This is a genomic window from Sphaerimonospora cavernae (assembly GCF_042435035.1).
Lineage (GTDB): Bacteria > Actinomycetota > Actinomycetes > Streptosporangiales > Streptosporangiaceae > Sphaerimonospora > Sphaerimonospora cavernae.
This window is the reverse complement of record NZ_JBHMQT010000002.1, coordinates 1-12,426: the sequence shown is the minus strand read 5'-3', so window position 1 is coordinate 12,426 and position 12,426 is coordinate 1. Positions and strand designations below refer to the sequence as shown.

The 12,426-nt window shown below is 67.0% G+C and carries 11 protein-coding genes; 6 read left to right on the top strand and 5 right to left on the bottom strand.

The annotated features are described in order from the left end of the window. Positions 1 to 443: 443 nt before the first annotated feature. From purS to purL, 4 genes are all read left to right on the top strand, one after another. Entirely contained in the window at positions 444 to 689 is a 246-nt protein-coding gene (gene purS, locus ACFHYQ_RS00315) for a phosphoribosylformylglycinamidine synthase subunit PurS (protein ID WP_394299008.1), read from the top strand. Between the two features lie 172 nt (positions 690 to 861). Beyond that, positions 862 to 1,311 (top strand): ATP-binding protein, encoded by a 450-nt coding sequence (locus tag ACFHYQ_RS00310; protein ID WP_394299007.1) that lies wholly within the window; start codon positions 862 to 864, stop codon positions 1,309 to 1,311. 155 nt (positions 1,312 to 1,466) lie between these two features. Next, positions 1,467 to 2,150 (top strand): phosphoribosylformylglycinamidine synthase subunit PurQ, encoded by a 684-nt coding sequence (gene purQ / locus ACFHYQ_RS00305; protein ID WP_204018392.1) that lies wholly within the window; start codon positions 1,467 to 1,469, stop codon positions 2,148 to 2,150. Then, on the top strand, positions 2,147 to 4,411 hold the full coding sequence (purL, locus tag ACFHYQ_RS00300; protein WP_394299006.1) for a phosphoribosylformylglycinamidine synthase subunit PurL: 2,265 nt from the start codon (positions 2,147 to 2,149) through the stop codon (positions 4,409 to 4,411). The genes purQ and purL overlap by 4 nt, the downstream gene beginning before the upstream one ends. An 86-nt stretch (positions 4,412 to 4,497) precedes the next feature. Here the strand turns inward: purL and ACFHYQ_RS00295 are convergent, their stop codons facing one another. After that, the gene (locus ACFHYQ_RS00295; RefSeq protein WP_394299005.1) at positions 4,498 to 6,606 is read right to left on the bottom strand and encodes a M6 family metalloprotease domain-containing protein; all 2,109 of its coding nucleotides are present in this window, start codon (positions 6,604 to 6,606) and stop codon (positions 4,498 to 4,500) included. A 103-nt stretch (positions 6,607 to 6,709) separates the two neighbouring features. Here ACFHYQ_RS00295 and ACFHYQ_RS00290 point away from each other — a divergent pair, with 103 nt between their 5' ends. After that, a complete protein-coding gene (locus ACFHYQ_RS00290) occupies positions 6,710 to 7,948 on the top strand; it encodes a PucR family transcriptional regulator (protein WP_394299004.1) in 1,239 nt (412 codons plus the stop codon). Here ACFHYQ_RS00290 and ACFHYQ_RS00285 read toward each other — a convergent pair. From ACFHYQ_RS00285 to ACFHYQ_RS00270, 4 genes are all read right to left on the bottom strand, one after another. Further along, positions 7,899 to 8,159, bottom strand: a complete 261-nt coding sequence (locus ACFHYQ_RS00285) for a HepT-like ribonuclease domain-containing protein (protein ID WP_394299003.1) — start codon at positions 8,157 to 8,159, stop codon at positions 7,899 to 7,901. The two genes, ACFHYQ_RS00290 and ACFHYQ_RS00285, sit on opposite strands and share 50 nt — an antisense overlap. Before the next feature lie 31 nt (positions 8,160 to 8,190). Beyond that, positions 8,191 to 8,490: a nucleotidyltransferase family protein gene (locus ACFHYQ_RS00280; RefSeq protein WP_394299002.1), complete on the bottom strand. Its 300-nt coding sequence runs from the start codon at positions 8,488 to 8,490 to the stop codon at positions 8,191 to 8,193. A 227-nt stretch (positions 8,491 to 8,717) separates the two neighbouring features. Further along, on the bottom strand, positions 8,718 to 9,632 hold the full coding sequence (locus ACFHYQ_RS00275; RefSeq protein ID WP_394299001.1) for a collagen-like domain-containing protein: 915 nt from the start codon (positions 9,630 to 9,632) through the stop codon (positions 8,718 to 8,720). Between the two features lie 219 nt (positions 9,633 to 9,851). Then, entirely contained in the window at positions 9,852 to 10,529 is a 678-nt protein-coding gene (locus ACFHYQ_RS00270; protein WP_394299000.1) for a TetR family transcriptional regulator, read from the bottom strand. Between the two features lie 283 nt (positions 10,530 to 10,812). On the opposite strand from ACFHYQ_RS00270, the gene ACFHYQ_RS00265 reads away from it, so the two are divergent. Continuing rightward, positions 10,813 to 12,348: a recombinase family protein gene (locus ACFHYQ_RS00265; protein ID WP_394298999.1), complete on the top strand. Its 1,536-nt coding sequence runs from the start codon at positions 10,813 to 10,815 to the stop codon at positions 12,346 to 12,348. Positions 12,349 to 12,426 lie beyond the last annotated feature (78 nt).

The window sequence follows — 12,426 nt, the reverse complement described above, 5'->3', positions numbered from 1 at the left end:
CGTGCGCGGCCACACCAGGCTGCCCGGCTCCAAGCCGCCCAGCGCGATGTTGTCGGAATCCACGTTTGCCACCCACCCCTCCCCCGTGATCTTGCAGTTTCTCGCAGACATGCCCACTGACCTGCGCGGATCAATTTCGTGATCTTGCAGATAATCGCAGGCAAGCCGCCGACGTGCACCTATACCTTCGGTGATCTTGCAATTGACGTCAAGTGCAAGATCACAAACAACGTTTTCGCTGCTCAATGGACAGATCTGCGAGAAACTGCAAGATCACGAATGGGAAAACGCCTGCCCAGGGCAGGGATCTGCGAGTTTTCGCAAGATCACGGCCTGAGAGGTGGGGGGTGGGGGGTGGTGGGGAGCAGGCGGGCCACCTCGGCCGACTGGATAGGCTTGAGCGGAAGCCGTTCCATCCCACCTCGCCCAACTGGAGGAACAACGTGGCGCGCGTCATCGTCGACGTCATGCTCAAGCCGGAGATCCTCGACCCGCAGGGGCGGGCCATCGCCGGCGCACTGCCGCGGCTCGGCTTCTCCGGCGTCTCCGCCGTACGGCAGGGCAAGCGGTTCGAGCTGGAACTGGACGGCCCGGCCGATGAAGCAGCCCTTTCGGATGTCCGGAAAATGGCCGAAACTCTCCTGGCCAATACGGTGATCGAGGACTTTTCGATCAAGGTCGAAGAGTAACGTGACGCATTTCACATCGTCGATACCGGACAAACAACCCCGAAAGCTTCAAGGGGCCGTCCAGAAAGCCGCGAACGAGCCGACCGTGAACAACAGGACGCTGATTTAGCGGTTAGCCCCGATTCACCGGGGAAACCTACCTTGGTGACCTTCGACACCGGGGAGGGGTCCGGTGGACATTGAGTTCTCGTTGGCCATGCCGCGAGATGCGATAGGCATCCCCGTGGTCCGCAGGGTGGTCGGGGACGCCCTGCGTTCGCTGGGCGTGACCGAGGAATGCGTGGCCGACATCCTGCTGGCGACCTCGGAAGCCTGCGCGAACGCCGTACGTCACGGCGGTCCGGCCACGCGATATGACATCACGGGCATCATCGGCAACGGCCGCTGCGAGCTGCGGGTCACCGATCGCGGTCACGGCCTGGACGGCGTCCCGAGGCAGCTTCCCCCGAGTGACGCCGAGCACGGCAGGGGCATCCTCATCATGCGGGCCGTCGTCGACGACATCTCCTTCGACATCAGCCCCGGCCGCGGCACCACGGTGCGGCTGTGCAAGGAACTCGACTGGGACGACGGCGCCATCGCCCGTCATCTGACCCTCGACCGGCACCTGGCCGGCGTCTGACCACCCCGCGTCCGGCCACCCCCGCTTCCGGCCGCCAGGGCGTCTGATCATCCTCCCGGCTCACCCTCTCGAGCGCCTCCGATACCCTGAGGTGTACGCGCTTGGTTCCTCCCCAGGGCGCAAGCCTGGGGTCTCCACGCTCAAGGAGAGATTCGATGAGCGCTGCCCGGGTGGGCATCGTCACTTTCCCCGGAACACTCGACGACCAGGACGCCGCGCGAGCCGTACGGCTGGCCGGCGCGGAGGCCGTGCCCCTGTGGCACGCCGACCGCGATCTCAGGGGAGTGGACGCCGTGTTCCTCCCCGGTGGGTTCTCCTACGGCGACTACCTGCGGTGCGGCGCCATCTCACGCTTCGCCCCGCTGATGGACGAACTGATCCCGGCGGCCCGCGGCGGGCTGCCGGTGCTGGGCACCTGCAACGGTTTCCAGATTCTCTGCGAGGCGCATCTGCTGCCCGGCGCGCTGACCCGCAACGCGGGCCTGCACTACGTCTGCCGCGACCAGCGAATCCGGGTCGAGAACACCGACACCGCCTGGACCTGCGAGTTCGCTCCCGGCCAGGAGATCGTGCTGCCGATCAAACACGGGGAGGGCCGCTACGTCGCCGATGCGGCGACGCTCGCCGTGCTGGAGAGCGAGGGCCGGGTCGTCTTCCGGTACGCCGGAGGCAACCCGAACGGGTCTCTGGGCGACATCGCCGGGATCACCAACGAGGCGGGGAACATCGTGGGCCTGATGCCCCACCCCGAGCACGCGGTCGAGGAGCTCACCGGCGCGCCGAGCGTGGACGGTCGCGGCTTCTTCACTTCGATCCTCAAGCGGCTGGTGAACGCATGACTCTCGACACCGTCAAACGCGCCCTGGAGACGCCCGGGGAGCGGCTGCCGTACGCCGAACTGGGCATGAAGGACGACGAGTACCAGCGGGTCCGCGAGATCCTCGGGCGGCGCCCGACCGGCTCGGAGCTCGCGATCTACTCGGTCATGTGGAGCGAGCACTGCTCCTACAAGTCCTCGAAGGTGCACCTGCGGCAGTTCGGCACCAAGGCGCCCAAGTCGGAGGCGCTGCTCGTCGGCATGGGCGAGAACGCCGGCGTCGTCGACATCGGCGACGGCTGGGCCGCCACCTTCAAGATCGAGTCACACAACCACCCGTCGTACGTGGAGCCCCACCAGGGCGCGGCGACCGGCGTCGGCGGCATCGTCCGCGACATCATGTCGATGGGCGCCCGGCCGATCGCGGTCATGGACTCGCTGCGCTTCGGCGGCGCGACCCAGCCGGACACCCGACGCGTGCTGCCCGGGGTCGTCGAGGGCATCGGCGGGTACGGCAACTGCCTCGGCCTGCCCAACATCGGCGGCGAGGTCGTCTTCGACCCCTGCTACATCGGCAACCCGCTGGTCAACGCGCTGTGCGTGGGCCTGCTGCGCAAGGACCAGATCAAGCTGGCCACCGCGCCCGGCCCGGGGAACAAGGTCGTGCTGTTCGGCGCGCGCACCGGCGCCGACGGCATCGGCGGGGCCTCGGTGCTCGCCTCGGCCACGTTCGAGGAGGAGTCGCAGGCCAAGCGGCCCGCCGTACAGGTCGGCGACCCGTTCATGGAGAAGCTGCTGATCGAGTGCTGCCTGGAGCTCTACCAGGCGGACGTGGTGGTCGGCATCCAGGACCTGGGCGCGGCCGGCGTGTCGTGCGCCACGACCGAGCTGGCGGCCAAGGGCACCGGCGGCATGCGGGTGAACCTCAACCTCGTTCCGCTGCGCGACCCGACGCTGCGGCCCGAGGAGATCCTGATGAGCGAGTCGCAGGAGCGGATGATGGCCGTCGTCGCCCCCGACGACATCCCGGCCTTCATGGCGATCTGCGACAAGTGGGACGTGCCGGCCACCGTGATCGGCGAGGTCACCGACACCGGCAGGCTCGTCATGACCTGGGACGGCGACGTCATCGTCGACATCCCGCCGGGCACCGCGGCCGACGAGGGCCCCGTCTACGAGCGGCCGCTCGTGGAGCCCGCCGGGCAGACCGCGCTCAACGCCGCCGGCCCGTGCCGGCTGCCGCGCCCCACCACCGGCGCCGAGCTCCGGCAGACCCTGCTCGCCCTCCTCGGCTCGCCCAACCTGGCGTCCAAGGAGTGGGTGACCTCGCAGTACGACCGGTACGTGCGCGGCAACACCGTCCTCGCCCAGCCGGCCGACGCCGGGATGCTGCGCATCTCCGAGGTGATGCCCGGCGCGCAGGACACCGACCGCGGCATCGCGTTGGCGACCGACGGCAACGGCCGCTACGCGAAGCTCGACCCGTACACGGGTGCCCAGCTCGCGCTGGCCGAGGCGTACCGGAACGTGGCCGTCAGCGGTGCCAGCCCGCTGGCCGTGACCAACTGCCTGAACTTCGGCTCGCCGGAGGATCCCGAGGTGATGTGGCAGTTCGCCGAGGCGGTACGCGGGCTCGCCGACGCCTGCCGGACGCTCGGCGTGCCGGTCACCGGCGGCAACGTGTCGTTCTACAACCAGACGGGGACCGACGCCATCCACCCGACACCGGTCGTCGGCGTGCTCGGCGTGATCGACGACGTCTCCCGGCGGGTCAGGCCAGGGTTCGTCGCGGACGATCTGCGCGTCGTGCTGCTCGGCGAGACCCGGGAGGAGCTCGGCGGCTCGGAGTGGGCGCACGTCGTCCACGACCACCTCGGCGGGCTGCCGCCGCGGGCGGACCTCGAGGCCGAGCGCCGGCTGGCCTCCGTGCTCACAACGGCGGCCGCCGACGGCCTGCTGGAGGGCTCGCACGACCTGTCCGACGGCGGTCTGGCCATCGCGCTCGCCGAGTCCTGTCTCGCAGGCGGCGTCGGCTGCACGGTCACGCTGCCCGGCGACGATCCGTTCGTCGACCTGTTCAGCGAGTCGGCCGCGCGGGCGCTGGTCTGCGTACGGCCCGAGGCCTTCGACGCGCTCGCCGAGCTGTGCGCCCGGCAGGGGGTCGCCTGCCACGGTCTGGGCGCCACCGGCGGCACGGCGCTCTCGATTGAGAACCTCTTCGAGGTCCCGGTCGAGGAGCTGCGCGAGGTCCACACGGAGACGCTGCCGGGCATCTTCGGCTGACGCGACCGCCCGTGCCGTACGGCATGGCAGTGGGAGGCGCCCCTCCGGACCACGGGGTCCGGAGGGGCGCTTCTCGTAGCGGGACCTCAGAGGCCGACGACGATGCAGGTGACGGTCGTCGTCTTGGCCGGGTCGCTCTCGGAGGTGGCCGTGAGCTTCACCCCGGCGAGCCGGCTGCCTCCGTCGCCGCGCTTGGCGTGGACGGTGACGAACGCGTGGTCGCCGAATCCGACGGCCGCGAGGGCGTTGGGGGTGATCGCGGTCCAGCCGCGCCCGTCGACCTCGGCCTTCAGCCGATAGACGTCGGCCTTCAGGTAGGCGCTGACGTCCTCGGGGTGCTGTCCCCGCACGGGAGCGGCCCTGCCGGTGTTGAACAGCGGGAACCGGCAGGTCGACACGCCCTTCTGGGCGGCCGGGACGCCGACCCCCGGCAGGAGCTTCACGCCCCGCTTCTGCGGGCCCAAGCCGTCGAGGGACCGGATCGCGACGGTGTAGGACAAGACACCCTTTCTGTCGCGGTGCACGTTGGTGATGTAGAAGTGCAGGCGGTTGGCCTGGTCGACGTACTCGTATTCGCTGCCCGAGTCGGTGCCCGCGTGGAAGAGGGCGTCGGAGAGCTGGCGGTAGTCGCCGATCGTGATCGGGACCTCGGTGCCGTCGGGCAGCACGTAGTCCGTCATCCCGATGTCCTGCGGGTTGGCGTCGATCACCCATTCGAACGGCGCCCGGTCCTGGTTCTTGGTCTTGGCCAGGAGCACGCCGGAGTCGGGGGTGAAGGAGTCGCTGCCGATCCGGTCGACGACCTCGATCGTGTAGTTGTCGTAGCCACCGCCATCGCACAGCGGATCGGTCCGCTGGCCGCACGACCCGGTGGACTTGTCCCCCGTGTCTAAGGAGATGTTGACGCCGGTCAGCTCACTCCTGCCCGGCTGGATCTCGCGTGCCGTCACCTCGGCGACGACCAGGCCCGACTCACGGAGGGCCTCGCGCGACAGGCGTAGCACGTTCTCCTCGTCGACCATGTCCAGCTTCATCTTGTTGCGCAGCATGTGGTGCGCGCCCATCGAAGCGCCCGCGGTCGGCGGGATCAGCCAGCGGCTGTGCGGACCGCCCGGACCGTTGAAGCTGCCCCGGCTGAGCATCTCCCAGATGCCGGTGTAGGACCGGACCGGCGGGTTGCCGTACGGATTGTTGTAGTTGTCGGCGATGCCCATGATGTGGCTGAACTCATGGGCATAGACCCCCATGCCGGAGCTCTCCGCCTGGACCGAGTCGACGCCGAACCGGGCGTTGGGCCAGAACGTCGAGCCGGCGGCCCAGGACGTCCAGTCCACGTAACGGGTCCTGGACCAGTTGGGCAGGTTCGGGTCGGGCGGTCCGAACTCGTCGGTCACGTCCTCCCTGTTGGGGAACTTCATCATGCCGAACTCCTGCCAGGTCGAGGACTCGTCCTGGCCGGCGCTCAGGTAGAAGACGAAGTCGAACTGATCGGCCATGTCCGTGCCGACGTCGGCGATCCAGGCGGTGTTGCCGTCGACGCGCAGGTTCTTGTCACATCTGTCGCCCGTCGGGCAGGCGTCTGGCTGGAACTCCATCGCGTACTCGTGGGACTTGCCCGGCATCAGATAGGGGCCGAAGCCCGTCAACTCGACGCCGTAGCGGCCGCCGGAGTCCTCCATCCAGTACTCATGAATGGTGTGGCCGTTGTTGAGCTGGTTCGGCGTGTTGAGGAAGTCCTGGTAGAACTTGGCGACCTCGTCACGCGGGATGTCGTGGGCCTGGGCGCTGGGGTTGCCGAAGACGGTCGTGTGCGCGGGCCGGGTCACCACGAACGGCTGGTTGGCGTAGTCGAGCAGCACCAACGCGCCCTTGAAGGTGCGCACCGAGCCCTTGGCGTTCGGATCGGCCCAGTTCATCCCGGGGATCTTCTTGTAGTCCGCCCACGTCATGTGGTCGGGGTTCTTCCAGTTCTGCGGGTCGATCGGGGCGACGGCCCGCGATGGCCTGCCGTGCAGAGCCTGTGGCTCCGCCGGCTCGTCGAGCTGCCAGGGCTGGGTCCGCGGCCAGTGGTTCAGCCGCCAGGGATTGGGCGGATCGGCGGGGGGCTGCGCCGAGGCGGGCGACGCCGTCAGGGCCAGTGGGACCAGCACGATGGCCGCCACCATGCCCGTCAGCAACTTCTGGAGGGATCTCATGAAGCGGACGTTATAGACCACCTTGACACAGATCATCGATCAGTTGTAGGGAAGGCTGTGGAGGAAAGCTTCGACAAATGCCGGAAAGTCCAGGTGAGGCCGAGTGGCCGATCCGCAGCGGATCGTGGACGACGTCGCCATGCGCCTCAACAGGCCGCTGCTGCTGGAGGACGCCAGGCAGCACGTGGTCGCCTACAGCGAGCAGAACGGACCGCTGGACGACATCCGCCGCGACTCGATCCTGCGCCGCCACACCACCCCCGAGGTGCGCGCCTTCCTGGGGGCCGCCGGCATCCGTGAGGCGACCTGTCCGATACGCACGCCCGGCGCCCCCGATCTGGGCCTGCTGCCCCGGGTCTGCGTCCCGATCAGGCACGACGGCCGGCTGCTCGGCTTCCTGTGGTGCATCGACGTGGCCCCCGCGATGACCGCCCAGGAGATCGATCAGGTCGCCGCCGCGGCTCCGTCGCTGGCCCTCACCCTCTTCCACGCGAGCCTGACCGCCGCCCTCGTCTCGCACCGCGAGCTCGAGGCCGTCACCGGCCTGCTGCTCGGCGAGGCGGGCGGCGCCCGTACTCTGATCGAGGCCGGCGCCTTCCCGCGAACCGCCTCCGTCACCGTGGCGGTCGTCCGGCCCGTCGCGGCCGAGCCGTCAGACGAGTCGGACGAGTCGGACACGACGCTGCGGCTGACGCTGGAGCGCGGGCTGCTCACCGTACGGCGCCGCCTGGCCGGGCGCCACCCGCTACACCTCGTACGGTCCGACCACGCCGTGCTGCTCACCTCGGGCCCCGGCGGCTTCCCCGAGGAGTTGCACGCCGCCATGGACCTGCCGGTCCTCGTCGGGATCGGCCGAACCCACCCCTCACTCGGCGAGGCGGCGCAGTCGTACGCGGAGGCCCGGCACGCCGCCGAGGTCGCGGCCCGGGTGCCGGAACTCGGACGCTCGGCGCGTTGGCACGATCTCGGGGTCTACCGCATGCTCGCCCGGGTCCCGCCGGACAGCCTGGACGGCAACCTGCATCCCGGCCTGGAACGGCTACTGGACGACGCCCAGCATCTGCCGCTGCTGCAGACGCTGGAGACGTACCTCGACCTGGCCGGCAGCGCGCTGGCCACCGCGCGCCGCCTGCGACTGCACCGCACCTCGCTCTACTACCGGCTGCGGCGGGTCGAGGAGCTGGTGGGCACCGACCTGCGGGACGGCGCCGAACGACTCAGCCTGCACCTCAGCCTCAAAGCGGCCCGCCTGTCCGGCCGCTACCGCCCCACCGTACCCGCGCCCACCACATCTACCGAGCCCGCCGCTGCCGCCGCGGCGAAGCGACCGGCACGGACCTGAAGTACGCATGCACTGCGTGATTGCGAAAGCCACGGATCTCCCGCCACGGTATCTCTGGAAGCTCGACACGAAGATCCTCACTAAGGCATGCGGACGCTTCGCCGATGACCATGAGTTGACGAAGAACGGCGTTACGGAGAAGGTCGTCCTCATCCCACCGGTGGCCGTGGGTGTCGAGCCAGCGGCGGATCGTCCGGCAGGCTTCGACCATGTCCGCGAGGTAGAGGGAGTCGCGTCGAGGATCACGCGGCATACAGGACCTCAGCGTCGCTGAGGACACGTTCCCGAATCACCCAGTGCAGCCCGTCCTTCGCGACGAGGTCGACAGAGCATCCGAGAACCGCTTCGAGTTCGTCGCGGAAGCGGAAGAAGGCGAGCCCGCGGACGGCTCGCGGGCCGCGGACGTAGAGCAGATCGACATCGCTGGCCGCGGTCGCCTCATCGCGAGCAGTCGAGCCGAAGACCGACAGCTCCGCAACTCCGTAGCGTACGCAGAGCTCGGCGATGGCCGGCAGCAGCCGCTCCAGCTCTTCCCGCGTCATACGTTCATTCTGCCAAACCAGACCCGAGGTGGCCCTCCGTACGCACCAGAGAAGGCGGCCGGGATGGTGGTACGGCGCAGGCCCTCCCGGAACGTGTCCGGGAGGGCCTGCGTCCGCTTCCCGTACGGCTACGCCTCGCGCGCGGCAGCCGTACGGTCACGTTGAGAGCGCGACCGCAGTGGACCCCCCACGGCTCCACCACGTCACGCGGGTAGCGCCGAAAAGGATCAGGCACCGACACAGATCACGTAAACGCTGCCCGAGGCGTTCTTTCCGGAGACCGTCCACCCAGTCGGCTTTCCGCCACTCACCACTGGTGCACTCTCGTAGATCTGCCCGGAGCCGCTGCCCTCCGACGTCGTGAACCCGCCACCCGTGGCAGTCCCACTACCGCAGGAGACAGTCTGAGAACTGGTGCCATGCTTGCCACCGCCGAAGGTGAAGCTCGCGGTCTTCACGGAGGCAGCGCCCATGCCGCCAGCGGGGCCGGCCGGACCCTGGGGACCTTCAGGCCCGGCAGGACCCGCCGGGCCCTGAGCCCCGGGCTTACCATCCGCCCCCTTCGGACCAGCAGGACCCTGAGTCCCAGGCTTACCATCATTACCCTTGGGCCCCTGGAGGCCGCGGTCGCCCTTGTCACCCTTGAGACCCTTGGCACCGTCCTTACCGTCGGCACCCTTCGGGCCCTGCGGGCCAGTTGCGCCGGTGTCGCCCTTCGGACCAGTGGCACCGTCCTTGCCGTCGATACCGTCCTTGCCGTTGATGCCGTCCTTACCAGCGGGACCCTGCGGGCCCTCCTTACCGGGAAGTCCCTGGGCACCCTGGGGGCCGCGGAAGCCGCGCGGGCCGGTGTCGCCCTTCGGGCCCTGCGCACCCTGCTGGCCGACGCCGCCGATGCCCGCCGGACCCTCCGGGCCCTGCTGCCCCTTCTGGTTCCAGGACACCTTGTACTCGGTGGTCTGGCACTTGGTCGTCACGCCGACATGGCGCATGTAGCGCGTCTTCTTGTTGACACACGCGTAAAACACGGTGTCGCTCGCGCTCGAGGCGGTGGCCGCGCCACCGACGGCAAGGAGCGACCCGGCGAGCGCACCGACCGTCATCAGGCCGATCGCGCGTCCACCCCGCAACTTGATACCCACGGTCATCCCTTTCTGAGGCACACGAGGTGCCTGGGGCTGGAGACATGCATGTGGTGGACGGTTCAACTCTTGCGTTGGTTTGCACCCCAAACGTCACGTATGCGTCTCGCGACCACTGGCAAACAGGCTCGTCAACAAGCTCACACGTGAACGACCTTGACGTTGTTGCTGTTGAAACACCGACTTCACAGCGACAACGTCAAGGTCGATTCGAACCGATCACTTGTCGGCACGCGTCCGAGCGACGGCCATGGCTTCGACCCCGCGGAGGAGCAGGTCGAGACCGAAGGCGTAGTACCGCTCCTGGTCCAGCTCCCTTTCGTAGGTTTTGGCGAACTCGACCATGCACGGGAACCGGTCGGGGGGCAGCGCCTCCAACATCAGCCGTTTCTGCCGCCGCCACTCGGCCGCCTCCGCGGAGTTCAACATCCTGGGACACGCCGGATTGTTTCCAACGAGTCCGATTACCCCGTTGAGCAGGTAGGAGGCGACGAAATAACCGTCCTCCACCGTGAAGCCGGCCTCTTTGAGCAGGCTGAGCGCCGCCTCGGTGGCCCGCGTGAAGCTCGGCACATCCTGTTTCACGACCACGGACAGGATCCCGGTCATGCAGGGATGCCGCCTCATCACTCCCAGCACTGCCTCGACCATCGCGCGCAGCCGTACGTTCCAGGGGGAGGCCGGGTCGGACTCGGGTGTCACCTCGGTCAGCAGGTGGTCGGCGACGCCCTGCAGCAGCAGGTCCTTGTTCTTGAAATGCCAGTAGAGGGCCATCGGCGTGACGCCCAACTCCTGGGCGAGGCGCCTGATCGTGAGCGCGTCGAGCCCTTCGGCGTCGGCGAGCGCGATGGCCCGGTCGACGACGGTCTGTCGGGTCAGCCGCTCGGCGCTTGGCATCGTCGCTCCCTCATTCTCTCGCCGGTAGTTGACAACTATACGCCGTACAAGGTCTCCTATACACCGCACATGTACGGCGTACATTGACCTCGTACACGTACCTCGTATAGGAGGAGATGGCCTATGAGCGGAAGATGGTGGGCGCTCGTCTCGGTGGCGCTCGCGACCTTCATGACCTACCTCGACACGTAAGCAACAGTTACAACGTAGCTACCTTGACCGCCTAGGCTCTGGAGTACCAGCACAGAGATGGCCCCCTAGCTGGGAAAACAGAGGAGCAAGAGTGTCCCCCAACACAGCCCCCAAGGTCGTTCGCATCCTCGGAGTGATCCGACAGAGCCAGACCCACGACGACACGATCAGCCCCGCCAATCAGCGGGCCATCCAAGAGGCATGGGTGGAGGCCCGGAACCTCTCCAGCCGCGACGGCATCCAGTACGTGATCGTGGGATGGGCCGAAGACCTGGGCGTATCCGCCGGTAAGACGACTCCTTGGGAGCGTCCCGAGCTTGGCAAGTGGCTCACGGACGAAAAGGCCGAAGAATGGGACATGCTTCTCTCTTGGAAGCTGGACCGCATTTGCCGTTCGGCTCTTGACTTCGCGATGCTCGTTAAGTGGCTTGACGAGAGGGGCAAGACATTCGCTTGCACCAATGACCCGATCGACCTGGATTCCCCCGTGGGTAGGGCCGTGGCTCAAATCATGGCGATTCTCGCAGAGCTTGAACTCAACACCATCAAGGGCCGCAATCTCGATAATCACCGTTACATGCGCCAGACGGGACACTGGGGCGGGGGACGCATCGGATTCGGGCACATGCGTAAGCCGGGAACCAAGGAGATCGTGAAAGACCCTGAGATGTTCGAAGTCCTCAAAGAGGTAATCGCCTCCCTGGAAACTCAGTCTCTCGGCTCCATCGCAACATCGCTAACCGAGAAGGGCATCCCCTCTTCAATGGACCGACAGCGCCAGCTACGGGGCGAAGAGATGAAGGGCGAAGCATGGTCAGCTTCAACCCTCTCCCGTGTCCTTCGTAGTCGTCACCTCCTCGGGCAGCGCGAATACAAGGATGCCGTAATCAAGGGCGAAGACGGCATGCCGACAATCTTCTATCAGCCCCTTCTTGACTTCTCGGAGTGGCAGAGGATTCAAGAGCTTCTAGACGTTCGCTCTCGCGGTAAGGGTGTCCCTCAGAAGAACACGATGCTTCTCAGGAAGGTCGGAGAGTGTGGCGTGTGTGGCAAGCCGCTACATCAGCAAAGCTCCAAGCGCAATGGTGTTCCCGGACCTCTTCGCTATCGGTGCGCTTCCCTCACTCAGAAGTACGGCGGATCAGGGCAAGAGCGATGCTCTAACGGAACCGTCAAGGCGGAAACACTCGATGCCGCCATGGAAAACGGCCTTCTGGAGTGGCACGGTAACAAGCCGTGGAGGGATAAGGTATTCGTCCCCGGTGAGGATCATTCAGAGGAGCTAAAGCAGGTCGAGGATGCAATCAAGATGACCCGTAAGGAGAAGGACCTAGGTCTGTACGAGGGAGACGAAGAGAACTACCTCAGCCGGATCACGAACCTGACCAACCGTCGCACGGCTCTACTCGCCAAGCCTTCCCGGCCTAGCGGCTATGAGTACAGGCCAACCAGTAAGACGATTGCGGAACACTGGGCCTCCCTGACTCAGGAACAGAAGAACGCAGTCCTGATCAAGACGGGCGTACGCATCTCCTATAAGTTCGTGAACCGCACCCTGTCTATAGATATCGATTGGGGCGACCTTGAGCACTTCGAGCGGGTGATCCAAGGCATGACCACCGACTGACCCTCTGGGAGGCCCTCACGGCCGTTCCAAGATCATGAAGCGGTGTAGGTCGCGATCTGATCACGTACGGCGTGTTCG